Raw genomic sequence first — 23,425 nt, 5'->3', positions numbered from 1 at the left:
TTTAGGTAGGAGGGATGTCGGTTTCGAGCCCAACGTGACACATGCTTCGCCTTGCATGAATGGCCGCTTTTGAACCGTGCGTCATTGCCAGTTCAGACCAATCAACCACTCTTTGGCTGCTGTAAACGACGCTCTTGATGTCTGATCCGCATGCGACAACATCCAAACTTCCCTTCTCGGAAGCTTGGCGCAGTTTTTTGGCTCGATTACTCGAAATCTTGAATCGGACAATACGATTGCTCTTGGAAGTAGCGTTTTTCCAATTCCCGCCGCTACGGCCTGAATCGCCGTCTCAACGTCCATTACTCGCAAACCCGCACGCAGGTGTTCTGACCTCGCGGTCCTTTCAAGCCAACGCGCCTGCGGCTGGCGAGAATGTGCCTCGTCGTAGGTGATCCAACCCAATTTCGCACATTGCTCCGGTGAGACAAAACTTGCAGCACAGGCAACGAATGAAATCTCGCCCAGCTTTTGCGCTTTGGTGCGTAGACCCCCATCAGATGGACGTGCAAAGCGAACTGATAGATCGGCCTCACGCTTGGACAAGTTCAGATTGTCCGCACGCGGAACAAGCTCGACGCTGAGGTCTGGATGGAGGCGGGTCAAAAGAGGAAGATGAGGCACCAGAAAACGGTTCACGATAACAGGCACCGCGCTCAGACGTACGGAACCGGTAACCTTGTTTGTGCTTTCGCCTGAAATTGCGCTTATCGCAGCGTGACTCGTCTCGATTTTCTCGGCGTGTGACAGAATGCGCAACGCAGCGTCCGTCGGTTCGAACCGCCCATTTGCGCTACGCAAGAAAAGGGTCGTAGCCAAAGCCTCTTCAAGCGTTTTTATTCGGCGTGCTACCGTTGTATCGCTGACGCCAACCGTCCGCCCTGCTTCGGTCAGTTTTCCTTCGCGATGAAGCGCCAAAAGATACTTTAGATCATTCCAATCATGACTCTGCATTTTTGCAGAGTAAATCTCCAGTATTACTGACTCAATCTTCGATTTCGATGTGGCAACTATGATTTCACAAATCTGTAGGAGAAAACAATTGAAGTTCATCATCCTGTTTGAAGACGCACCAGACGCTGATCCTGATATCCGCAAAACGCACATGGTTAAGCACCTCGATTTCCTTGAGCAGAACGCAGACAAGATCGAGGCTGCTGGCCCTTTGTCCGACGCCGAAGGTCAAGGGCGCGACGGTTTATGGATTGTGGAAGCAGGCACAGAGGACGAAGTCGATCAACTGGTGCATGATGACCCGTTCTGGCCGACTGGTCTCAGGAAATCGTATTCGATCATAAAATGGAAACAGGTCTATGTTGACGGTGCGCGGTTGATCCATCCGAGCTGAGGCTTAAGCGCTTAAAAAGCGTATAGTAAACATTGGCGTAGCCACAGCGAAAGCTCACTTTGTCCGCATATCGGCCATCAAAACAAAAAAACCGGCGCAGTAGGCGCCGGTTTTCATAGTTGCTTTGCAGCGGTATCTTACCCGAACACACGTCCCAGTGCACCATCAACCGCGTCGGTGATCTGATCGATGTCATCCGCAGTCGCGATCAGCGCGGGTGAGAAGCACAGCGTGTTGTTGCGGCTCGGGATCGAGCGGTTGGTGACGCCGATGATCACGCCCTGCGCCATGCAGTCAGCGACAACGGCCTGAGCCAGCTTCTCGTCCACCGGCTCCTTGGTGCCACGATCCGCGACCAGTTCAGCGCCCAGGAACAGGCCCTTGCCGCGCACGTCGCCGATGACTTTGTGCTTTTCCATCAGCGCCTGAAGGTTGCCCATCATCCGGTCGCCCATGGCCGAACAGTTTACCAGCAGGTTCTCATCCTGAATGATGCGCATGTTCTCGACCGCCGCCGCCGGACCCGCTGTGCAACCGCCAAAGGTCGAGATATCGCGGAAGTAGTTCATCGGGTCCGAGATGTCATCCTTGAACATGTCAAAGACTTCCTCGGTGGTGACCATGCAGGCAATCGCCGCATAGCCCGAGGCAACACCTTTTGCCATGGTCACGAAGTCCGGCTTGATGCCATATTGTTGATAGCCGAACCAGGTGCCGGTGCGGCCCACGCCGCAGACCACCTCATCGATATGCAGCAGCACGTCGTATTTCTTGCAGATTTCCTGCACGCGCGGCCAGTAGCCCTCGGGCGCTTCGATCACGCCGCCTCCAGCGGTTACCGGCTCAAGGCACAGGGCACCCACTGTGTCGGGACCTTCGCGCAGAATGACCTGTTCGATCTGATTGGCAGCCCATTCGCCGAAATTCTCTTCGGGTGCGCCGTCCAGCTCGTGCTTGCGGTATTCCATGCAGTGCGGAACGCGCACGAAATCAGGTGCGAAAGGACCGTATTGCGCGGTGCGCTCGTCCTGACCGCCTGCCGACATGGTTGCCAGGGTCGAGCCATGATAGTCGCGGTCGCGATACAGGATCTTGGTCTTCTTGCCGCCATAGCGCTTATGCGCGATCTGGCGCACCATCTTGAAGGCTTTCTCGTTCGCTTCCGAGCCTGAGTTGGTGTAATATACGCGGCTCATGCCGGGCATCTTGTCGATCAGGTTTTCGGCAAAGATCGACCCGGGAATCGAGCCCGCCGAGTTCGCGAAATAGCACAGCTTCATCAGCTGATCGTAAACCGCTTTCGCGATGGACTCGCGGCCATAGCCGACGTTGACGGTCCAGACCCCGCCTGAAACAGCGTCCAAGTGTTCTTTACCCTTCTGATCCCAGACACGCATGCCTTTGCCCTCGACAATGATGCGTGGATCGTTGGTTTCAAAGGGTTTGTGCTGGATCAGGTGGTGCCAGACGTGGGCGCGGTCGGCTTCGACCACGTGGGAAAGATCGTTTTCGTTGAACGTGCCGTCCATGACAAGTCCTTTCAATGAAGTGCTTCGCGCGGGTCATGGACCTGCCACGCCCGGTCGGGTGTTTGAGATAATCCAGAACACCGCGAATGGCCAGTTTGAGATAGGGCCAGATCATATCATACCTTATTGCCAGACGGGATCGGTGTCGTAGTTTTACGGATTTGTCAGGATGGCGACTTTGTGATCAAGTCGCCCAAACGGTTTATGGGGAGATAGCCGATGTCAGCCAGCATATATGACGATCATCTGGACAAGTGCCGAGCGAATTACACGCCCTTGTCACCGCTGAGCTTTATCGAACGCACCGCTCAGGTTTACCCCGATTACCCCTCGGTCGTGTATGGCGAACGTCGCTATACATGGGCCGAAACCTATTCACGCTGCCGCCGTTTGGCGGGTGCGCTGTCCGCGCGGGGGATCGGGCGCGGGGATACAGTGTCGATCATCGCGGCCAATATCCCCGAGCTTTACGAGGCGCATTTTGCCATCCCCATGGCTGGCGCGGTTCTGAACGCGATCAATACGCGGCTGGATGCGGCCATCATCGCCTTCATCCTAAACCATGCCGAGGCCAAGGTGCTGCTGGTCGATCCTGAATTCTCGGCTGTGGTCAAAGAGGCGTTGCAACAGGTCGATCACGATCTACTGGTCGTGGACATTGAAGACCCGAGTTTCGAGGGCGGTGAGCGTCTGGGCGATCTGACCTATGACACTCTGCTGTCCGAGGGTGACCCGGAGTTCGACTGGTCACTACCTGCCGATGAATGGGATGCGATCACGCTGAACTACACCTCGGGCACGACGGGCAACCCGAAAGGCGTCGTCTACCATCACCGGGGGGCGGCGCTGAACGCGCAGTCGGACCTGCTGGACTGGGATATGCCCAAGCATTCGGTCTATCTTTGGACCTTGCCGATGTTTCACTGCAACGGCTGGTGCTTCCCCTGGGCAATGGCGGCCAATGCAGGTGTTTCGGTCTGCCTGCGCGCGGTCCGGGCCGAGCCGATTTATGCCGCATTCCGGGACGAGAAAGTGACCCATTTCTGCGGCGCGCCGATTGTGCTGAACATGCTGGCCCACGCGCCGGATCATCTGAAGGACTTCGAGCACCAGATCAAGGTGATGACCGCAGGCGCCCCGCCGCCCGCCGCCGTGATCGAAGCGATGGAGGCGATGGGCGTCGAGGTGACTCATGCCTACGGCCTGACGGAAACCTACGGCCCCTCGGTCGTCTGTGCGTGGAAAGAGGAATGGAATGACAAAAGCCCCGAGGAACGCGCTGTTCTGAAAGTACGGCAGGGGGTGCGCTATACCGCGCTGTCCGGGCTGATGGTCGCCGACCCCGATACCTTGCAGCCGGTGCCTTCTGATGGCGAGACGATGGGTGAGATATTCATGCAGGGCAATGTGGTGATGAAGGGGTATCTGAAAAATCCCGACGCCACCGACGCGGCCTTCAACGGCGGATGGTTTGCCTCAGGCGATTTGGGGGTGATGCATCCGGATGGCTATATCGCCATCAAGGACCGGTCCAAGGATATCATCATTTCGGGGGGCGAAAATATCTCGTCCGTCGAAGTGGAGGGCATCCTATATAAGCATCCGGCGGTGATGGAGGCCGCCGTGGTGGCACGCCCCGATGACAAATGGGGCGAAACGCCGTGTGCCTTTGTGGAACTCAAACCCGACACATCCGCGACCGAGGCCGAGTTGATTGCGTTCTGCCGGGACAACATGGCCCATTTCAAAGCGCCCAAGACAGTGGTGTTCGGCGCATTGCCCAAGACATCCACCGGCAAGATCCAAAAATTTGTATTGCGGGATCAGGCGCGCACGTTGGGTTAGGCTTTGTCGAAAATCGACAGGTCCAGTTCCAACAGCTCTCCCATCCAAAACGCATGGTCGCGGTGATCGGCCAGGTGATCTCCGGTTTCGGGATGGGTGAATACGGTCAGGCCTTGCCGGTTGAGCATCAGCCACGGGATGACCTGATCGAATGCGTCGGCGGCAAAGCCCAACTGGCAACTCCAGCGGGGGTGCGGGCCAACATTGCGGGCGTGCATGCGGCCCTTCTGCACGGGGAACAGGCGCGCGGCCTCTTCGCAGATGCGCTGGGCGGTGTCTTGCGTCTGCGCGTCGAAATAGACATGCGCGTGGTAGCCGGTGATCTGGGGCATCGGGACCTCATTCTTGACGGGTTGCGTCAAGGTATGAGCGTACCGGGGCGATTGATACCTGTACGCGTACACAGAATATGTGCGCTAGGCTTCCGGCTGGTGCTGGTCCGGGTGCGCGGCCTGAAAAGCCGGGAGGGTTGCGCAGGCGGCCTCGACGTCCAGCAGGCGCGGCATATCCGACAGATCCACTTGCCAGCGGCGCGCGTTGTAAAGCTGTGGGATCAGACACAGATCGCCCAGTCCGGGCCGGGACCCGGTGCTATAGGGGGCTTGCTGGAACCCGCCCAGCAGAGCCTCAAACGCCAGCAGACCAGGCCGGATAAATCGTTTCATCCAATCGCCCGGCATACCGTCGATGCCGCCGCTGAGTTGCGTGGCGTACTGTGCCACGGACAGGTTGCAGACCGGATGAATATCGATGGCAATGCTGTGCGCCAATGCTTGCGCCTTGGCACGCTCGGCCGGGTCGTCAGGCAAGAGGCGCAGCCCACGGGTCTGATCCAGATACTCGATAATGGCCAGTGACTGGGTCAGACGCGCGCCATCAATCTCGAGCACAGGTACAAGCCCTTGCGGGTTGCGGGCCAGATGGGTGTCCGAGCGCTGCTCGGCGCTGGTCAAATCAACCGAAACGGCACGGTAGGCTATCCCGGCGAGGTTCAGGGCGATCCGCACGCGGTAACTGGCCGAGGACCGCCAGTAGTCATAAAGAACAGTGCCAGTCACGCGGATCCCCCAATAAGCGGCTTGTCAGGACCCTTTGAGCGTTGCCGCCCGGATTGCCTGCGACAGCACTGTGCCATCACCGATATGATTGGCCAAGACCAACACCAGCCGTGCATTCAGCGCATCGCTGTCTGCCTTGTCCAGACCGTCATGGGCGGCCAGAAGATCGGCATAGAACGCATCCGGGTCGTCAAGGTTCGGGGTCAGGGTTACATCCGTCATCTTGCTTACTCCTTACCACAGGCGCGGCGAATGGCCTGCCGGAATGCGTTTTCTTCGAAACTGTCGCGGCGCGCAGCGATGTGCTGATCGGGGCGGATCAGATAAACCGCGCCGGTCGCATTGCCCAGAAAGGCGCGTTTCAGCGCCAGCGACGGATCGTCTTTGACCGACAGTGCCAGACGCGTGACCTCGATCCCGTCTACTTCGAGTGTCTCGGGCGCTTCGGCATCAATCGTCAGCAGGGCGAATCCGTCTGTTAGTTTTGGCAACAAGAACCCATCGCCCAACGGCACATCCGGACAGGCCGAGCCCGGACGGGTAAGCGCTGGCCCATCCAACGCATCGGCCGAGTTCAGCGCGGACCCGTCATAAGTGCACGGCCGGCTCAAACGGCCTGAATTCACCAGCGGGCGTGCGAAGTCATAGACCTCGCTCAGGTCCAGCACGGCATCGCGCAACAGGCGGGACATGTCGGACTTGGGCGTGATGAATTCCGTGGACTGGCTGGATTTGCGCAGGTTTTCATCCGCGCCCTGCGCCCGTTCACCGACATAGCTGTCCAACAGAGTTTCGGGGGCCTTGCCGTCCATCACAAGTTTCAGCTTCCAGCACAGGTTGTCGATGTCCTGAATGCCGGAATTGGCGCCCATTGCGCCAAACGGGCTGACCTGATGCGCGCTGTCACCGGCAAACAGAACCCGATCTTTGCGGAAACTCTCCATCCGGCGGCACTGGAATGTGTAGATCGAGACCCATTCAAGCTGAAACTCAACCTCATCCCCCAACATCGCCTTTAGGCGCGGGATCACGTTTTCGGGGCGTTTTTCTGTTTCGGGATCAATGTCGTTGCCCAATTGCAGATCGATCCGCCAGACATTGTCTGGCTGCTTGTGCAACAGTGCGGATTGGCCACGATTGAACGGTGGGTCAAACCAGAACCAGCGCTCGGACGGGAAATCAGCCTCCATGATCACATCGGCGATCAGGAAGTTATCCTCGAACACGCGCCCGTCGAAATCGATGCCCAGCATCTGCCGGGTCGGAGATTTGGCCCCGTCGCAGGCAATCAGCCAGTCGGCCTCGACGACATAGGGGCCTTCGGGCGTTGCGACTTCCAGCCGGACGTGATCGTCATGGGTGCCAATGGCTTCGACCTTGTTGCCGCCCCGCAGGTCGATCGGCGCGCCGCTGGCCTGCAAGTCGCGCACGCGCGCCACCAGGAATTCTTCCAGATAATATTGCTGCAGATTGACAAAGGCTGGGTTGGCCGCGCCTTTTTCGGGTTGGACGTCGAAGGTATAAACCTCGCGCGTGTCAAAGAAGACCTTGCCCTGATCCCATTGCACGCCCTTGTCCAAAATCGGGCGCGCACATCCCAGCCGGTTGGCGATATCCAGGGTGCGCTGCGAGAAACAGATGGCGCGGCTGCCGAAACTGACCTTGTCGTTTTCGTCCAGAACTACAACCTCGACGCCATGTTGCGCCAGATCGATGGCGGCGGCCAACCCGACCGGACCCGCCCCGACCACAATGACCTTGTGACGGGTCGGAACAGCGGAATCCTGATCCGGACTGCGCTCATAGGCGTAAAGCGGAAAGTCGAATATCTTGTTCATGGGCAACCCCCAATCCTGATCTGTCGATGACCCGCGCCGAGACTGTTGCTGGCGGGTATTGGGGGCATCGTCTCATCGATTCCGGTGGCGCAAAACGATCTGGATCAAATGCGGCAGAATGCCCCGGGTCGTGTCGCGAGGTCCCGCGCCGAGTTGCCGGTGGCGCATGTCGGACGCCTCCGGCGGGAGTATTTTTGAAAAGATGAAGCCTGCAGCGTTATGTTTTGTAAGGGTTTTCCAGAGCGGGCAGAACGGTGCCGGTGCAATCCCCGAAGCCGATTGTGAACCCGTCCCCTTTGGCATTGCCTTTCAGGGTCAGCGTGTCGCCGTCTTCGATAAAGGATCGGGTTTCTCCGGTGTCCAGCGTCATGGGCTCTTTTCCGCCCCAGCTTAGCTCCAGCAGCGAGCCGCGATTTTTCTTTTCGGGCCCTGAGATCGTGCCGGATCCCAGCAGATCGCCCGTGTTCATAGGGCAGCCCGAGGTCGTGTGATGCGCCAGTTGCTGCGCGGCGGAATAGTACATTTCCTTGTAATTGGTTCGCGCGATGGTGGTTGCGGTCTGACCTTCGGGGGCAAGCGTGACCTCAAGATCCAGATCATACAGCATCGGGCCGCAGTCATTCAGGTGGTCCAGCAGTTCGAACTCGCGCTCCGGCGTGTCGCACCGGAATGGTTCCAGCGCGGCTTTGGTGACAATCCATGGGCTGATCGAGGTTGCCGTGGCCTTGGCCTGAAAGGGACCGAGGGGCTGATACTCCCACGCCTGAATATCGCGGGCTGACCAGTCATTCAGCAGGACGTAGCCGAAGATATGGTCATCCGCCTGCTGGACCGAGATCGGGCCGTCGGACGGGGTGCCGACGATGGCGCCCATCTCGAGCTCGATATCAAAGCGGCGGCTGGGCAGGAAAGCGGGCAACTCCTGATCGGGGGATTTCAACTGGCCCCACGGGCGACGTATGTCTGTGCCCGAGACCACCACGGATGAAGCACGGCCGTTATACCCGATGGGCAGGTGCAGCCAGTTGGGCGGCAGCGCGTTTTCCGGCCCCCGGAACATGGTGCCGACGTTGAAGGCGTGGTGGCGGCCCGCGTAGAAATCGGTGTATTCGCTGACTGCGAAGGGCATATGCAGTACGGCGTCGGCCTGCGCGACCAGCAGCGGTTCGACGGCGCCCTGTTCCTGTGAACCCTCGGACAACAAATCCACCAGACGGTTGCGCAGCGCGGTCCAGACAGCGGGGCCTTGTTCCATCAAAGGGTTCCAAAAGGGCAGGTCGAACAGAGGTTCATCGCTCAACGCGATCAGCCCTTCGTGTTCGGCCGTTGTGATGTCGAAGATCATATCGCCGATAGCAACACCGCAGCGGGGCTCCTCATCGCTGGCGGAAAACACCCCATAGGGCAGGTTGTTCAGCGGAAACGGGTGGGACGGATCGTTGGCCGAAGTCACCCAGGATTTCATCAATGGCATGTTGTCTCCAAATATCTGACCCGAAACCGGGTTACTTCTTGCCCGGCGTTCCGTCGAATTTCTTTTCCAGCGAGGTCCAGCAGTCGATGTAATCATCCTGCAATGGGGCCTCTTTGGCTGCAAACTCGGTCAGATGCTGCGGGAAGCGTGTTTCGAACATGAAGGACATGGTGTGATCCAGCTTGTCCGGCCCCAGATTGGCGTTCGAGGCTTTGTCGAATGCCTCGCGATCCGGTCCGTGCGGGATCATCATGTTGTGCAGGCTCATCCCGCCGGGGACGAAGCCCTGTGGTTTGGCGTCGTACTGGCCGTAGATGTTGCCCATAAGCTCTGACATGATGTTCTTGTGGTACCAGGGCGGGCGAAACGTATCTTCGGCCACCATCCAGCGTTCGCGGAACAGGACAAAGTCGATATTGGCCGTACCGGGCTGGCCTGATGGCGCAGTCAGGATGGTAAAGATCGAAGGGTCCGGGTGGTCAAACAGGATGGCACCAACCGGGCAGTAGGTACGCAGATCGTATTTGTAGGGCGCGTAATTGCCATGCCACGCGACCACGTCCAGCGGGCTGTGGCCGATCTTAGTTGTATGGAACTGCCCGCACCATTTGATGGTCACGGTCGAGGGTGTTTCACGATCCTCAAACGCAGCGACCGGAGCTTTGAAGTCGCGCGGATTGGCCATGCAGTTGGCCCCGATTGGCCCGCGCCCCGGTAGTTCGAACTTTTGCCCATAGTTTTCGCACACAAAGCCGCGTGCCGGGCCCTCCAGAACCTCGACCCGGTACAGCAGGCCGCGCGGCAGGATGGCGATTTCCTTGGGCTCCAGATCGATGATCCCCAATTCGGTCGCAAAGCGCAGGCGGCCTTCCTGCGGCACCACCAAAAGCTCGGAATCAGCCGAGAAGAAATATTCATCCACCATCGACTCGGTCACCAGATAGATATGGCTGGCCATGCCGACCTGAGTGTTCACGTCCCCGGCGGTGGTCATCGTGTGCATCCCGGTCAACCAGGTCAGGCCCTGTTCAGAATGCGGAACCGGGTCCCAGCGGTACTGGCCCAGGCTGATCACATCAGGATCGATGCAGGGGGCCGATTTCCAGTACGGCAGGTCAATCTTCTCATACCGGTGCGAGTGTTTGACCGAGGGGCGAATGCGGTAACACCACGTTCGCTCGGGCGGGTTGGCGGTGAAGGCGGTGCCGCTGAGCTGCTCGCCATAAAGGCCATAATTGCAGCGCTGCGGGCTGTTCATGCCCTGGGGCAGCGCGTCGGGTAGCGCCTCGGTCTCAAAGTCGTTTCCAAAGCCGGGCATATAGCCCGAATGGGTGCCAACCGGCGTGCTGGCCTGGGTCAGGCGGTGTGGATCAGTCGGACGATTCATCGCGTGCTCCTCCGTTTGCTGCTTGTCGGATAATAGTTGATTTTGTAACTAACAAGAATGACAAACGATGATTTCAACAAAAAAGATGCCTTTGATCTGCAGAATTTCCTGCCTTTCCTGTTGAATCAGGCGGCCGAAGAGGCCTCGTTGGATTTTCAGAAGATCTACAAGGGTCGGTATGGGATGCTGCGCACTGAATGGCGGGTTCTGTTTCACTTGGGAATGTTTGGCACTTTGACCGCCAAGGACATCGCGGATCGCGCCAAGCTGCATAAAACCAAGATCAGCCGCGCCGTTGGGAAACTGGAAGCCCGGCGTTATCTGAAACGGACGCGGGATGAACAGGACAGGCGCGTGGAATGGCTGACGCTGACGCCGATGGGCGAAACGGTATATCGCGAACTCAGCGGGATTGCCCGGGAATACGATGCCAGGCTGGCCGGCCCCTTCGATGCGGCCGAGACGGCCTTGTTGCGGAAAATGCTCAAGCGGCTGGCCGGAATGGATTGACCTCTGGTACTATCGCATGACCGACCCCATCTGTGGCACAGAGCTAACACGGATTTTCATATGACCATTTCTGAACGCCTGTCGCCAGCGACATACGAATTGATCGATTGGCTTGTCACTAAGGGCCTTGAAGGGGCCGGACAGGAAGAACTGCTTGAAGGGTTTTGCAACGGGTTGATCGATCAGGGCCTGCCCCTGATGCGCTTTCATGCGGCCCAGTCGACACTGCACCCCGTCTATGGCGGAATGGGGTATAGCTGGTATCGCGCCAAGGGCGGCACATCCGAGAAGTTCGAGAACTCGGATACCCCCAGCGAAGAATGGCTGCGCAGCCCCTTATACGCCCTGCTGGAAGAGGATATCGAGGACATCCGCGTTCGGCTGGTCGATCAGAACGAACCCAGCCGCTTCCCGTTACTGAATGACCTGCGGGAAGAGGGGGCGACCGACTACTACGCAACCGGCATTCCCTTTGAAAAGACCGAGATGCGGAACACCGGGGCGCAGAAGGTCAGTGATGGCGTGTTGATGTCCTGGACCAGTGACGCACCAACCGGGTTCGAAGACAGGGATATCGAACATCTTCACGCGATATTGCCGCATCTGGGTCTGGCGCTGAAATCCGCCAGAAATCAAATGATGTCGCGGGACCTGCTGCGTGTCTATCTGGGACGCGACGCGGGTCAGCGGGTCTTGTCGGGCGAAATCCGGCGCGGGTCCTTGCAGCAGATCGATGCGGTAATCTGGAACTTTGACCTTGAAGGCTTCACCACCTTGTCCGAGGACCTGCCAGGGACCGAGATTATCGACATGCTGAACGACTATCTGGCCGTGGCCGTCAGTGTTGTGCATGACTGCGGGGGCAATATTCTGAAGTTCATGGGTGACGGGCTGATGGCGATGTTCGATGTCGGCGAGATTGACGAGGACGCCCGTGCGGCGCTGTCAGCCGTGCCTTTGTTGCAAAAGCGGATGGATGATTTGAAGGCGCGCCGTGCCGAGGAAGGGTTGCCCGTGGCGAATTACACACTGGCGTTGCATTCCGGAGAGATTCTCTATGGCAATATCGGCTCGGAATCCCGTTTGGATTTTACGGTGATCGGCCCGGCCGTCAATCAGGCGGCGCGTATCGCCGGAATGCACAGGTCGCTGGGGCAGCGGATCCTGATCTCGGACGATGTCGCCCGCGCGGCGGGGTCCTGCCAACAGGAACTGATCTCGGTCGGGCGCTACATGCTGCGGGGCGTGAACGAACCGAAAGAGCTGTTCACGGTGTACGGTCCGGTCGATTGAGGCTTAAGCGCCGATTTTAGAAATCGATTTCAACGCCGGGCAGGTTCAATTCGCGCATCATGTCGCGCAATTCCTGCCGGGCCGCGATGTTCGAGATGTTCAGCTGTTTCACCCCGATATCCTTGAGGTCCAGCAGCGTCAGGCCGCGCGGAAACAACTCGCGAAAGATAACCCGTTCGGAAAAGCCCGAGGCGACACGGAAGCCGATGCGCTGCGACAGCATTTCGATCGCGCGCTGCATCTTTTCCTTGTTGACCATGCGCTGGGTGCCGACCCGGTTGCGCACGACCACCCAGTCGATGGGCTTCAGTCCGGCCTGCGCCCGCAATTGTCGCGCGTTCCAGACCATCTCGGAATAGACCGACGGGCCAAGGATTTTCTCACCCTTTGAATCGATCCGCGCCAGCAGGTCGAAGTCGATAAAACTGTCGTTCAGCGGCGTGATCAGCGTATCGGCCAGCGAATGCGCTACCTGGCTGAGGCGGGTGTGCGAGCCGGGGCAGTCGATCAGGATGAAATCGCTGTCGCTTTCCAGTTCAGCCACGGCGGCAGACAGGCGGTGGTCATAGATATTCTCACCGGGCTTCAGCGTACTGGCGTCGATCTCGGGCAGGTCATGATGGCGCGGGCTTGGCAGCGCGAATTCGGCACCGTTCAGAAAGTTTCCGCGGTTCTCGAAATAGCGGCCAAGGCTGCGCTGGCGAAGGTCCAGGTCCAATGTGCTGACCTTGTGCCCCAGCCGTGCCAGCGCCGTTGCAACATGCATCGACACGGTCGATTTGCCTGCGCCGCCCTTTTCGTTTCCGACAACGATTATATGTGCCATGCTTGTCGTCCCAAGTCTTGCCGTGTTTGTCCACACGTTGTTTAGAGCCACTATATGTTGTGTCTGCTGGGAAGAAAAGAACCTCAGGCCGTGGTTTGGGCCTTTATCAGGCTCTAATTTGGAAAACTCTGATCTGTTCGCGGGTTAGATCGGATTGCTTGCCAAACACGCCGGCCCGATTCACTGTCTGTTTAGAGGCCGGGCAAGAGGAGCGCGGGTTGGAGCACCTGTTTCTGAACGTTTTCAACGTGGTTTTGCCTGTGCTGATTTGCGCCGGGATCGGCTATGGGCTGGCACTGACGAAGGCCCCGTTTGACAACAAGGTGATCGGCGGGATCGTCTCGAAGGTTGGGTACCCGACGCTGATCATCTCGCACCTGACGGGCACCAAGCTGGATGTGGGGACGTTTCTGGACATGATGAGCGCCGCCGCGCTGGCCGTAGCGGGGTTTGGTGTTCTGGGGTTTGTCGCGCTCAGGGCGTTGCGCCTGCCGGTGCGGGCATTCCTGACGCCGTTGATGCACGGGAATGTGGGCAATATCGGTCTGCCGATCACTCTGCTGGCGCTGGGGGATGCAGGCATGGCCTACACGATGGCTTTCGTCGTTGTGGTGCTGATCAGCATCTTCACCTTCGGCATGTGGATCCCTGCCGGAGAATTCTCGCCCAGGAAACTCGCGACGTCGCCGATTATCTACGCCGTTGCGGCATCGCTGATACTGATGGCAACAGGGATCAGCCTGCCGCAGCCGGTTGCAAAGTCCTTTGATATTCTGGGCGGCCTGTCGATCCCGCTGATGCTGCTGACATTGGGTCACACGCTGGCAACCCTGCGGATCACCAGCCTTGGGCGCGCGGTTCTGCTGACCGGTCTGCATCTTGTGATGGCCGTGGGCATCGCCAGCGCGTTGGTCTGGCTGTTCGGCTTCACCGGAGCCGAACGCGGAGCGTTGATCCTGTGCTGCCTGATGCCGTCATCCGTGGCGACCTATCTGTTCATTGACCAGCATGTGCCTGAATACGGACCGGATGTGGCGGGATTCATTCTGGTGTCGACCTTGGCGACTATTTTTGTTCTGCCGCTTGCCTTGTCCTATTGGCTGTAAGCTCCGGCTGTTGTCGGTTTCGTGACTTGTATACCCCGGTCACCTGGCAGACGATGACCCGGAGATTCCCCATCAAACACAAAAGGGTTCCGCATATGATCGGATACGTCACCATCGGTGTTTCCAACCTGGACAACGCCAAGCAGTTCTACACGTCGCTGTTTGCAGACAAAGACGCGCAAGTCCTGATCGATGCGGGCCGCATCGCTTTTATCGGCAACGATCCCACTGCACCGATGCTTGCCGTGTGCGAGCCTTATGATGGTAATGAGTGCGCCTCGGGTAATGGCAACATGGTATCCTTTCCGGCGGACAACAAAGAGGCAGTCTCAATCATGTATGAAAAGGCAATCAGCCTGGGTGCAACGGATGAGGGTGAACCGGGCCAGCGCGTGCCGGATCGCTTCTATGGGGCCTATGTGCGTGATCCTGATGGCAACAAACTATGTTTCTATGTCTTTGGGTAAAGACTTGAAGCACCGCAAACAAAAAAAGGCCGCCCCAAACGGGCGGCCTTTCGCATTCGGTAAAGGTATAGCTTAGAAGCCCAGGCCTTCGTATTTCTTCTTGAACTTCGACACGCGGCCACCGGTGTCCATCAGGCGCGACGAACCGCCGGTCCATGCGGGGTGCGAAGAAGGGTCGATTTCCAGAGCCAGCTGGTCGCCTTCGGCGCCCCAGGTGGATTTCATCTGAACCACGGTGCCATCGGTCATTTTGACGTTGATGACGTGATAATCGGGATGGATGTCTTTTTTCATCTTTCCGCTCCTTACGCCTCGGCGCCAGCCTTGGGCTTGTAGTTGGTAACCTCTGCGATACGCGCGGATTTACCACGGCGCGAGCGCAGGTAGTACAGTTTGGCGCGACGGACGCGGCCACGGCGGACAACGGTGATGCTGTCGATGTTGGTCGAGTGCAGCGGGAACACACGCTCCACGCCTTCGCCAAACGAGATTTTGCGAACGGTGAACGAACCGGCGATGCCGCTGCCACCTTTGCGCGCGATGCAGACGCCTTCGTAGTTCTGCACACGGGTACGCGACCCTTCGGTCACTTTAAAGCCGACACGGATGGTGTCTCCGGCTTTGAAATCGGGGATGTCTTTCCCCAGGGCGGCAATCTGTTCCGCCTCAAGCTGTGCGATCAGGTCCATCGCAGTTACTCCTATCTGCTCGTGGTTGGTCCACGAAGTTTGGGCACGGCCTGAGAGCTCTTGGTCTTCACCGGGTCCTGCTGTGCAGCCCGCCAGAGGTCAGATCGAATGTTCCTTTGGTCCGGTCCGCCCTGTCGCGCCGGGGCTGAAGAAAGCCGGGCGTCACGTCAGGATGCAAACCAAAACACCGGAGTCGCTGTTCGCGGCACCGGATTGCGCTGCTTTAGGGGGTTTGGGGGCAGGGATCAAGCCTAAATTGCAGGCGTCACCGGTGAGAATTCGCCACTTTGCAACTGCGCCGTTGCCTTGGCCCACGGTTCGGGCATTCTGAAGTCAATTGAAAGAGCAGATTTAACAAAATCAGGACAGGGCTATGCGGGTTTCCGTCTTATTGGCACTATTGGGCGTTGCGTTGATGTCGTGCGGGCGGCAAGGGCCGCCCCCGCAGTTGGTCGAGCCAACGCCGGGCGTGGATCGAACGGCCCCATCGGTGATTTACCCGGATTTCGGCGACGCCGATCCCCATGACTGGGAAGGGCGGCATCCCGGGCTGTATCCGGTGCACGGGCTGGACGTCTCGCGCTGGCAAGGTCCTATCGACTGGAGGCAGGCCAAGGCGTCGGGTGTCAGCTTTGTTTTCATGAAGGCAACCGAGGGTGGTGATGTTTTCGACCCAATGTTCGATGACCACCGGCGCGGCGCGCAGGCGGCGGGTGTGCCGTGGGGGGCGTATCACTATTACTACTTCTGCCGTTCTGCGCGGGAACAGGCGCGCTGGTTTATCGAAAACGTACCCAAAGGCGCGGACCTGCCGCATGTGCTGGACATGGAATGGACGCCGCATTCCAGAACCTGCACCCTGCGCCCCGATGGCGCGACCGTTCGGGCCGAGGCACAGCGCTTTCTGGATATCCTCGAACGACACTATGGCCGCAGACCCATCGTCTATACGACCGTCGATTTCTACGACGACACCAATATCGGCCGCCTGCCAAAGACCGAGTTCTGGTTAAGATCCGTCGCCGGGCATCCCAGCAAGGTCTATCCGCGCTCGGTCTGGCGTTTCTGGCAGTATACGGGCACGGGTCTGGTGCCCGGCGTTCAGGGCCGGGTCGACATCAACGTCTTTCACGGAACGCCCGAGACCTGGGCGCTGTGGAAAACCGCGACGCCTTAAGAAATTTAACTGCGATCTTTGTCCTGCGAACCCAGATATTCCTGCCAGATATCCGGGCGTCTTTCGCGGGTGATCTGTTCCGCCATCTGATGCCGCCAGTCCGCGATGCGACCGTGATGGCCGGACATCAGAACGTCAGGGATCGGACGGCCATTCCAGTCCGACGGACGGGTGTATTGCGGATGCTCCAACAGGCCGGAGGAAAAGCTTTCCTCTTCCGTCGAGGCCTGATTGCCCAGAACGCCGGGGATCAGGCGCACGGTGGCGTCGATCAGGGCCTGCGCGGCAATCTCACCACCGGTCATCACGAAATCGCCCAGAGACACTTCCTGAACGCCGTAATGCTCTAACACACGCTCATCCACGCCCTCGAATCGGCCGCACAGCAGGGTCATTCCGTCGCAGCGCGCGAAGGTCTGCATCATGCGCTGATCCATTCGACGCCCACGTGGGCTGAGATAGATCAGCGGCCAGTTGCCGCGAATGCCTGACATCGTGTGCTCGATTGCCGGGCCCAGCACGTCGGCGCGCAGGACCATGCCCGCGCCACCGCCCGCAGGTGTGTCATCGACATTGCGATGCTTGCCAATGCCGAACTGGCGCAAATCCACGGTTTCCAGCTGCCACAACCCTTCTTGCAGGGCTTTCCCGGTCAGGCTTTCGCCCAGTACGCCGGGAAAGGCTGAGGGGAACAGCGTGATGATCTTGGCCTTCCATACGCCGTGCAGATCCGGCGTGGGCGTCATCAGCTCTCGCGGTTTCAATGTCGGGCGGATGGCCTTGCGGCCGTGGGATTTCTTGGGTGTGTCGGTCATGTCTGGCCAGCCAATGCGGTCCGTGCGCTGCGAATAAGGGCCTTCTTCTGCGCGATCAGCGCGGTGTCGTCCAGCGGGGATCGGTTTAGCGTCAGCAATTCGGACAACACGTCATGGGGCAGGCCCGCGTTGGATTTTGTGGGCGGCACCAGCTTTGACGTCTTGTCATGAGGCAGGTTCAGAAAGTCTGCAAAGGGCGTGCCGGGACCGAACCGGGTGTCCTGCAGGTCTTCCAGCCACCGCGTCTGAACGGTCACCTCTGGCAGTCGCTCGTGAATTCTGTCTGCGACGGTTGGCAACCCGGGAAGGTGATCGAGGGACCTGCAAAACTCATCGAAATCCTGAACAAGACGCCTGCGTTGCAGGTCATGCGCCCAAAGACTGCGCAGCCATCCGGTTCTTTCGCGTAGGGACAGGTAAACGGTGATGTCCACCTTGTCCCCCACCAACCGGCGGCGAATTGCGCTGACCAATGTGGCCGCAAGTTCGGGCGTGGCCGCATATCCTTCGGCGCTGTTTCTGCTGGGGCGCAGACCGGCAAAGTTTTCGTCGCTCAGCACAAGGCCGCGTCGCGTTCCGAAATCGATGTCGCCCAGAAATGCGTTCAACTGGTTGCCGAACGTGGCCAGCGTATCGTCCAGCCGATAGACCGAATGCCGCGTGGCCGCCGCCGCCAAGCCAGATTTGCGTGTCTTATAGGGCAGCAGCAGCGAATAGTGCGGCCAGATCAGCGAGCGGTTTTCGTAAAGAAAGGATTGCGCGGCGGTGGTGCCGGTCTTGTGCAAGCCAAGATGCAGCAGGACGCGCCGCATCAGATCAGACCTTCGGGCGGGTCCGCGACGATGCGGCCTTTGTCCAGATCAACCGTTGGCACAGCTTCAAGCGTGAACGGCAGCAGAACGGTGGATTTCAGGCCCGGACCGTGCAGTTCCAGCAGATCCGCAGCACCGTGGTTCTGAACGGATTTCACCCGCCCCAACAATGTGCCGCCAGTGTCATATACCTCAAGCCCGATCAGGTCGGCATGGTAAAACTCGTCATCCGGAAGCGAGGGCAACTGGTCGCGCCGCGCGAATAGGCGCAGGCCCTTCAAATCGTCAGCCTGTTCCTTGGTCTCGACGCCACCCAAACGGGCGGCAAAGCCGTTCTTGATGGTGCGGGTCAGGACCAGTGGGTAGCGGTCCTTGCCAGATTCGTCGGTCAGGGGCGCGTAAGCCTCGATATCCGCAGGCTCGGCGCAATAGCTTTTCAGCCGCACTTCGCCGCGCACGCCGTATGATCCTGCAATGCTGCCGACGCAGATCAGGTCACTCATTGGTCACACCCGTCGTTACACATAGCCCGTTCTTCCACTGCCCAAGCCCGTCGCAGGCCTCGCGTTGATTGCTGCGTTCAAAGAACACGCCGACAATAAAGGCGATCAGTAGCAGGATGGGAAGGCGTAACAGACCGAACATTGCTTATCGTACCTCGATGGGAAGCGCGTCGTTGCGACTTTCCCAACCCACACGTTCCAGCTCTGGCGTGTCGGACAATTCTTCCGGCCAGCCGACACAGAAATAGCCGATCAGACGCCAATCTTCGGGCACGTCCAGATCGCGCGCCATCCGGTCGGGATCAAGGATCGAGACCCAGCCCAGCCCCAGCCCCTCGGCCCGCAAGGCCAGCCAGAACAGAGTGACGGCAGACACGACGGAATAACGCCGCATCTCGGGCATCGAACCGGCACCCAGCCCAAGCCCCTTATCCGTTGAATCGTCGCAGAAAACGGCCAGCTGAACCGGGGCCTCTTGCATGCCCGACAGTTTCAACTGGCTATAAAGTTGTGCTTTTTCGCCCGAATATCCATCCAGCGCCTGCGCGTTGGCAGTTTGGAAATTCTCAAGCGCCGCATTGCGCGCGGCCTCACTTTCGACGCGGATCACGCGCCAGGGTTCGCTCAGCCCCACCGAGGGGGCCAGACGAAACGCGTCGAGGCAGCGCGTCAGCACTGCCTCGTCAACCGCGTCGGTGCGGAACCGGCGCACATCGCGCCGGAGCCGCATCAACAGATCGAACTGCGTGCGAAAATCATCGGTGAAAGTCTGATCCCGCACGAGCCCGCCTGCTTATTCTTCTGCAGCCGCTTCTTCAGCAGGTGCAGCAGCCGCTTCGGCAGCTTCAGCAGCCTTGGCCGCTTTTTCTTCGGCGCGTTCCTGAGCTTTCTTGCCCGGGGTACCCTTGTTGGGGTTGTTGCGCTCGGCCTTGTCGCGGGTGCCGGCTGCTTCCAGCATACGTGCGATACGGTCGGTGGGCTGTGCGCCCTGATCCAGCCAGTACTGGATGCGCTCCATGTTCATTTTCACGCGCTCTTCGCTGTCTTTCGGCAGCAACGGGTTGTAGGTGCCCAGTTTCTCGATGAAACGGCCGTCGCGGGGCATACGGCTGTCAGCAGCCACGATGCGGTAGAAGGGACGCTTTTTCGAGCCGCCGCGGGCGAGACGAATTTTCATTGCCATGGTGGTATCTCCTTTGAATGGCATCACGCCGAAGGCGTGTCTTTTGTTGAGCCGGCGCAGATGCCGGTTAGTTTTGATGTTTCTTATGGTGTCGGATGACTTCCTGAATGATGAAATTCAGAAAAGCCTTGGCGAAGTCGGGGTCCAGATCGGCCTCTTTCGCCAGGTCTTCGAGCCGTGCGATCTGCGCTGCCTCGCGCGAGGGATCGGACGGGGGAAGGTCGTGTGCGGCCTTGAGCTTGCCAACGGCCTGCGTGTGCTTGAACCGCTCGCCCAGCGTGTAGACAAGGATCGCGTCCAGCCTGTCGATGCTTTCGCGATGCTCTTTCAACAGCGTGGCAGCCTGTGTCACGGGGTTGGTCATTGGCCGGTCCTTTCGGTGGTCAAGTCAATCTGCGGGTGGCGCCAGATCTGGGCGCGCTTGCCCAATAGCTCGGCGTTTTCAATCTCCAGCGTCGCACCAAGCCGTTCGGCCAGCGCGCGCGAGCGGTCATTGGCATGGGCGATATAGCTGATCACGCCGTTCAACCCTTGATGCCGCGCCGCGTAATCGCGCGCAGCCGCTGCGGCTTCAAATGCCAAACCCTTGCCCTCGGCCTCGGCCATCAGGGTCCAGCCCAGCTCGGGTTCGGCCCAGCCGGGTACGTCGATCATACCGGCCCATCCAACAAATGCGCCGCTGGTCTGCTCGGTCAGGTGCCACAGGCCAAAGCCTTTCAGCGCCCAGTGTCCAAGGCGTTTCACCAGCGAATCCCAGCTGCCCATCTCATCCTTCGGCCCGCCGACCATATGGCTGCGCTCGGTCGCGAAGAACGCGGTCATCGCAGGCAGATCATCCAGATGCGGCGCGCGCAGGATCAGGCGGTCTGTCTCAACGGTGGGGATGGTGAATGAGGTCATGCGTAGGCCTCCATCCCGCCGTCGCCATCGGTGGCGAGGTGGCGATACACCAAGGTCACACCGTCCGCTTCAACGATCTCGCGTTCCACAAAAGCGCCAAGCCGGTCTGCCAGACGTTGAGAGCGTTCATTCCCTTTGACGATAAAGCTTGCCAAAGTGTCCCAGCCGAGTTGCTCAAACGCAAAGCCACGCGCGGCGCTTGCAGCCTCAAACGCATAGCCGTGGCCCTCGCCTTCCTCGGTGAAGATGAAACCAAGCTCTGGCTCTGGGTCTTCCGGCTCGAAGCCGAGAACGACAAAGCCCAGCAGTTGACCGCCTGCCTTCGCTTCAACCGACCAAAGGCCATGGCCACGCAGCGACCAGATGGCGACCATCTGAGCGAAATCATACCACGCATCCTCGCGCGACATGACTGTCAGGTACCGCGCGCGCGGGCTGGCCACGATCCGGGCATAGGTGTCGAAATCCGACAATTGTGGCGCGCGCAGAACCAGACGCTCGGTTTCGAGCGTCGGAATCGCGCCCGCCACGCGAGCCGCCAGTTCAGCCCCTTGAACATTTGGCGCAACTTCGAACCGGAAGGTCATGCGTAGGCCTCCGATCCGATTTGCCGCTCATCCGGGTGAGGGTGACGATAGACGACATCCTCGGGGTCCGGGCGCGCTGCGCTTGGGTCTTCACGTGCCCCAAGCCGTTTGGCCAGCGCAATTGAACGGGTGTTCGGCGCATCGATATAGCTGACCAAAGACGTCAGTCCGGTATTCTGAAACGCCCAGTCACGCGCGGCACAGGCTGCTTCGAATGCATAGCCCTTGCCTTCAAATTCGGGGAAGATACACCAGCCGATTTCGGTTTCCGGGAATTTCGGAGGTTTGTTGATCCCGACCTGCCCAATGAATTCACCGGTTTCCGTCAGATCGACCGCCCACGCGCCAAACCCGAGAAACTGCCAACTGGCCACGTCCGAGCCCAGCATCGACCACAGGTTCTGGGCCGAGTACGGGCCATCCATGTACTTCGCCCAATCCGTCGCAAACAGCGCGGCCATCGGCTCGAAATCCTCAAGCCGGTGGTGGCGCAATGTCAGGCGCGCAGTGGATATGGTGGGCGCGAGGGTCACTTACTTTTTCTTCCCGAACCCACTCAGACCCGAAGGCAGGCCCATGCCGCCGCCCATGCCGGGCAGGCCCCCGGGCATCTTGCCGCCCATCGCCTTGGCCGCTTGTTCCAGCGCCTTGGGGTCCATACCTGCGGCCATATCCTCGGGCGAGGGGCCGCCTTTGCCGAACATGCCCTTCATGGCCTGTTTCAGCATCTTGCCTTTGCCCATCTTGCCCATTTTCTTCATCATGTCCGACATCTGCCGGTGCATCTTGAGCAGTTTGTTGAGGTCGCTGACCTCCATCCCCGAACCCGCTGCAATCCGTTTCTTACGGCTGGCTTGCAGCAGCTGAGGGTTGGCGCGTTCGCGTTTGGTCATCGACTGGATCATCGCGATCTGCTGGCGCAGGATCTTGTCGTCCAGACCGGCCTGATCCATCTGTTTCGCCATTTTGCCCATGCCCGGCATCATGCCCATCATGCCCTGCATGCCGCCCATCTGGATCATCTGTTCCAGCTGCATCTTCAGGTCGTTCATGTTGAACTGACCCTTGACCATGCGCTTCATCATGCGCTCGGTCTGTTCCATCTCCATCGTTTCCTGGGCCCTTTCGACCAGGGCCACGATGTCGCCCATGCCCAGAATACGTCCGGCGATCCGGTCCGGCTCGAAGGTCTCCAGCGCGTCCATCTTCTCGCCCAGACCGACAAAGCGGATCGGCTTGCCAGTGACCGCGCGCATCGACAGCGCCGCACCACCGCGCCCGTCACCGTCCATCCGGGTCAGGACCACGCCCGAGATACCGACCTTGGCGTCGAACTCCTCGGCAACCTCGACGGCGACCTGACCGGTCAGGCCGTCGACCACCAGCAGAGTCTCACGCGGGTCGACCACATTGCGCACCTGCTCGACCTCGTCCATCAGGACTTCGTCGATATGCAGACGGCCCGCGGTGTCGAGCATGTAGACGTCATACCCACCAAGCGTCGCCTGCTGCTTTGCCCGTTTGGCGATATCGACGGGTTTCTGGCCGGGAACGATCGGCAGCGTATCCACACCAACCTGCGTGCCCAGCACCGCCAGCTGATCCATCGCCGCCGGGCGATAGACGTCGAGCGAGGCCATCAGGACCTTCTTGCCCTCTTTCTCTTTCAGGCGCTTTGCCAGCTTGCCGGTGGTGGTGGTCTTGCCCGAGCCCTGCAGACCAACCATCAGGATCGGGGCGGGCGGGTTGTCGATCTTGAGCTTGCCGGGGTCTTCCTCGCCGCGCAGGGTATCGACCAGCGCGTCATGCACGATCTTGACGACCTGCTGGCCGGGGGTGATCGACTTAGTCACCGCCTGACCGGTCGCCTGTTCCTGCACCTTCTTGACGAAGGCGCGGGCCACCGGCAGCGAGACGTCAGCCTCAAGCAGCGCAACGCGCACCTCGCGCAGGGCGGTCTTGACGTCTTCCTCGGACAGGGCGCCCTGTTTGGTCAGCCGGTCAAAGACGCCAGAGAGGCGTTCGGATAGATTTTCAAACATGCCTTCGGCCTCCTTCGCCGGTTGTCTCTTGGCGTG

29 protein-coding genes are annotated in these 23,425 nt (G+C 59.4%); 7 read left to right on the top strand and 22 right to left on the bottom strand.

Going from position 1 to position 23,425, the window contains the following annotated elements; genetic code table 11:
- Positions 1-81: 81 nt before the first annotated feature.
- Positions 82-1,056 carry a LysR family transcriptional regulator gene (locus ACR0C9_RS17630; protein ID WP_480781589.1) on the bottom strand — a complete coding sequence of 325 codons (975 nt, stop codon included), beginning with the start codon at positions 1,054-1,056 and terminating at the stop codon, positions 82-84.
- Here ACR0C9_RS17630 and ACR0C9_RS17625 point away from each other — a divergent pair.
- Positions 1,043-1,348 (top strand): YciI family protein, encoded by a 306-nt coding sequence (locus ACR0C9_RS17625; RefSeq protein ID WP_170454790.1) that lies wholly within the window; start codon positions 1,043-1,045, stop codon positions 1,346-1,348. The genes ACR0C9_RS17630 and ACR0C9_RS17625 overlap by 14 nt on opposite strands.
- A 137-nt stretch (positions 1,349-1,485) precedes the next feature.
- On the opposite strand, the gene ACR0C9_RS17620 is transcribed toward ACR0C9_RS17625, so the two are convergent.
- Positions 1,486-2,877: an aminotransferase family protein gene (locus ACR0C9_RS17620; RefSeq protein ID WP_480781588.1), complete on the bottom strand. Its 1,392-nt coding sequence runs from the start codon at positions 2,875-2,877 to the stop codon at positions 1,486-1,488.
- Positions 2,878-3,096: 219 nt separating this feature from the next.
- Between ACR0C9_RS17620 and ACR0C9_RS17615 the strand changes: the two genes are divergently transcribed.
- Complete coding sequence (locus tag ACR0C9_RS17615) at positions 3,097-4,722, top strand: acyl-CoA synthetase (protein ID WP_480781587.1); 1,626 nt, start codon at positions 3,097-3,099, stop codon at positions 4,720-4,722.
- Here the strand turns inward: ACR0C9_RS17615 and ACR0C9_RS17610 are convergent.
- From ACR0C9_RS17610 to hmgA, 6 genes are all read right to left on the bottom strand, one after another.
- A complete protein-coding gene (locus tag ACR0C9_RS17610) occupies positions 4,719-5,054 on the bottom strand; it encodes a DOPA 4,5-dioxygenase family protein (RefSeq protein ID WP_480781586.1) in 336 nt (111 codons plus the stop codon). The two genes, ACR0C9_RS17615 and ACR0C9_RS17610, sit on opposite strands and share 4 nt — an antisense overlap.
- Positions 5,055-5,138: 84 nt before the next feature.
- The gene (gene maiA / locus ACR0C9_RS17605; protein WP_480781585.1) at positions 5,139-5,780 is read right to left on the bottom strand and encodes a maleylacetoacetate isomerase; all 642 of its coding nucleotides are present in this window, start codon (positions 5,778-5,780) and stop codon (positions 5,139-5,141) included.
- 24 nt (positions 5,781-5,804) lie between these two features.
- Entirely contained in the window at positions 5,805-6,002 is a 198-nt protein-coding gene (locus ACR0C9_RS17600; protein WP_480781584.1) for a DUF2783 domain-containing protein, read from the bottom strand.
- Between the two features lie 5 nt (positions 6,003-6,007).
- Complete coding sequence (locus tag ACR0C9_RS17595) at positions 6,008-7,618, bottom strand: FAD-dependent oxidoreductase (RefSeq protein ID WP_480781583.1); 1,611 nt, start codon at positions 7,616-7,618, stop codon at positions 6,008-6,010.
- Positions 7,619-7,835: 217 nt separating this feature from the next.
- Complete coding sequence (gene fahA / locus ACR0C9_RS17590) at positions 7,836-9,092, bottom strand: fumarylacetoacetase (RefSeq protein ID WP_480781582.1); 1,257 nt, start codon at positions 9,090-9,092, stop codon at positions 7,836-7,838.
- Between the two features lie 31 nt (positions 9,093-9,123).
- Positions 9,124-10,479, bottom strand: a complete 1,356-nt coding sequence (gene hmgA / locus ACR0C9_RS17585) for a homogentisate 1,2-dioxygenase (protein ID WP_170624302.1) — start codon at positions 10,477-10,479, stop codon at positions 9,124-9,126.
- A 57-nt stretch (positions 10,480-10,536) separates the two neighbouring features.
- Between hmgA and ACR0C9_RS17580 the strand changes: the two genes are divergently transcribed.
- Both ACR0C9_RS17580 and ACR0C9_RS17575 read left to right on the top strand, forming a co-directional pair.
- On the top strand, positions 10,537-10,989 hold the full coding sequence (locus ACR0C9_RS17580) for a MarR family winged helix-turn-helix transcriptional regulator (protein ID WP_480781581.1): 453 nt from the start codon (positions 10,537-10,539) through the stop codon (positions 10,987-10,989).
- A 60-nt stretch (positions 10,990-11,049) separates the two neighbouring features.
- Positions 11,050-12,282, top strand: coding sequence for an adenylate/guanylate cyclase domain-containing protein (locus ACR0C9_RS17575; RefSeq protein ID WP_480781580.1), 1,233 nt, complete (start codon positions 11,050-11,052; stop codon positions 12,280-12,282).
- A gap of 16 nt (positions 12,283-12,298) precedes the next feature.
- Here ACR0C9_RS17575 and ACR0C9_RS17570 read toward each other — a convergent pair whose 3' ends face one another.
- Positions 12,299-13,108, bottom strand: coding sequence for a division plane positioning ATPase MipZ (locus ACR0C9_RS17570; protein ID WP_170454769.1), 810 nt, complete (start codon positions 13,106-13,108; stop codon positions 12,299-12,301).
- A 218-nt stretch (positions 13,109-13,326) separates the two neighbouring features.
- Between ACR0C9_RS17570 and ACR0C9_RS17565 the strand changes: the two genes are divergently transcribed.
- Both ACR0C9_RS17565 and ACR0C9_RS17560 read left to right on the top strand, forming a co-directional pair.
- Complete coding sequence (locus ACR0C9_RS17565) at positions 13,327-14,214, top strand: AEC family transporter (RefSeq protein ID WP_170624294.1); 888 nt, start codon at positions 13,327-13,329, stop codon at positions 14,212-14,214.
- A gap of 95 nt (positions 14,215-14,309) precedes the next feature.
- Complete coding sequence (locus tag ACR0C9_RS17560) at positions 14,310-14,681, top strand: VOC family protein (RefSeq protein WP_480781579.1); 372 nt, start codon at positions 14,310-14,312, stop codon at positions 14,679-14,681.
- A 72-nt stretch (positions 14,682-14,753) separates the two neighbouring features.
- Here ACR0C9_RS17560 and rpmE read toward each other — a convergent pair whose 3' ends face one another.
- Positions 14,754-14,975: a 50S ribosomal protein L31 gene (rpmE, locus tag ACR0C9_RS17555; RefSeq protein WP_170454763.1), complete on the bottom strand. Its 222-nt coding sequence runs from the start codon at positions 14,973-14,975 to the stop codon at positions 14,754-14,756.
- A gap of 11 nt (positions 14,976-14,986) precedes the next feature.
- On the bottom strand, positions 14,987-15,370 hold the full coding sequence (gene rplS / locus ACR0C9_RS17550) for a 50S ribosomal protein L19 (RefSeq protein ID WP_170328369.1): 384 nt from the start codon (positions 15,368-15,370) through the stop codon (positions 14,987-14,989).
- A gap of 373 nt (positions 15,371-15,743) precedes the next feature.
- Here rplS and ACR0C9_RS17545 point away from each other — a divergent pair, with 373 nt between their 5' ends.
- The gene (locus ACR0C9_RS17545; protein ID WP_480781578.1) at positions 15,744-16,547 is read left to right on the top strand and encodes a glycoside hydrolase family 25 protein; all 804 of its coding nucleotides are present in this window, start codon (positions 15,744-15,746) and stop codon (positions 16,545-16,547) included.
- A gap of 5 nt (positions 16,548-16,552) precedes the next feature.
- On the opposite strand, the gene trmD is transcribed toward ACR0C9_RS17545, so the two are convergent.
- The 11 genes from trmD to ffh form a co-directional block, all read right to left on the bottom strand.
- Positions 16,553-17,362 carry a tRNA (guanosine(37)-N1)-methyltransferase TrmD gene (gene trmD / locus ACR0C9_RS17540; RefSeq protein WP_480781577.1) on the bottom strand — a complete coding sequence of 270 codons (810 nt, stop codon included), beginning with the start codon at positions 17,360-17,362 and terminating at the stop codon, positions 16,553-16,555.
- The gene (locus tag ACR0C9_RS17535) at positions 17,359-18,174 is read right to left on the bottom strand and encodes a hypothetical protein (RefSeq protein WP_480781576.1); all 816 of its coding nucleotides are present in this window, start codon (positions 18,172-18,174) and stop codon (positions 17,359-17,361) included. Before ACR0C9_RS17535 ends, trmD begins: the two co-directional genes overlap by 4 nt.
- Positions 18,174-18,677 (bottom strand): ribosome maturation factor RimM, encoded by a 504-nt coding sequence (rimM, locus tag ACR0C9_RS17530; RefSeq protein ID WP_480585277.1) that lies wholly within the window; start codon positions 18,675-18,677, stop codon positions 18,174-18,176. The genes ACR0C9_RS17535 and rimM overlap by 1 nt, the downstream gene beginning before the upstream one ends.
- The gene (locus ACR0C9_RS17525) at positions 18,670-18,819 is read right to left on the bottom strand and encodes a hypothetical protein (RefSeq protein WP_170454753.1); all 150 of its coding nucleotides are present in this window, start codon (positions 18,817-18,819) and stop codon (positions 18,670-18,672) included. The genes rimM and ACR0C9_RS17525 overlap by 8 nt, the downstream gene beginning before the upstream one ends.
- Positions 18,820-18,822: 3 nt before the next feature.
- Positions 18,823-19,458, bottom strand: a complete 636-nt coding sequence (bluB, locus tag ACR0C9_RS17520; RefSeq protein WP_480585281.1) for a 5,6-dimethylbenzimidazole synthase — start codon at positions 19,456-19,458, stop codon at positions 18,823-18,825.
- A 12-nt stretch (positions 19,459-19,470) separates the two neighbouring features.
- Positions 19,471-19,860, bottom strand: a complete 390-nt coding sequence (gene rpsP / locus ACR0C9_RS17515) for a 30S ribosomal protein S16 (protein WP_170350323.1) — start codon at positions 19,858-19,860, stop codon at positions 19,471-19,473.
- Positions 19,861-19,927: 67 nt separating this feature from the next.
- A complete protein-coding gene (locus ACR0C9_RS17510; protein ID WP_074737903.1) occupies positions 19,928-20,224 on the bottom strand; it encodes a chorismate mutase in 297 nt (98 codons plus the stop codon).
- Complete coding sequence (locus tag ACR0C9_RS17505; RefSeq protein ID WP_170454748.1) at positions 20,221-20,760, bottom strand: GNAT family N-acetyltransferase; 540 nt, start codon at positions 20,758-20,760, stop codon at positions 20,221-20,223. The genes ACR0C9_RS17510 and ACR0C9_RS17505 overlap by 4 nt, the downstream gene beginning before the upstream one ends.
- Positions 20,757-21,347: a GNAT family N-acetyltransferase gene (locus ACR0C9_RS17500; protein ID WP_170454746.1), complete on the bottom strand. Its 591-nt coding sequence runs from the start codon at positions 21,345-21,347 to the stop codon at positions 20,757-20,759. Before ACR0C9_RS17500 ends, ACR0C9_RS17505 begins: the two co-directional genes overlap by 4 nt.
- Positions 21,344-21,880 carry a GNAT family N-acetyltransferase gene (locus tag ACR0C9_RS17495; RefSeq protein ID WP_170454744.1) on the bottom strand — a complete coding sequence of 179 codons (537 nt, stop codon included), beginning with the start codon at positions 21,878-21,880 and terminating at the stop codon, positions 21,344-21,346. Before ACR0C9_RS17495 ends, ACR0C9_RS17500 begins: the two co-directional genes overlap by 4 nt.
- Positions 21,881-23,389 (bottom strand): signal recognition particle protein, encoded by a 1,509-nt coding sequence (gene ffh, locus ACR0C9_RS17490; protein WP_480781575.1) that lies wholly within the window; start codon positions 23,387-23,389, stop codon positions 21,881-21,883. It abuts the gene before it with no gap.
- Positions 23,390-23,425 lie beyond the last annotated feature (36 nt).

The organism is Ruegeria sp. C12 (assembly GCF_056537745.1).
Note: the sequence above shows the minus strand (reverse complement) of the source record. Positions and strands in the feature narration are given on the sequence as shown.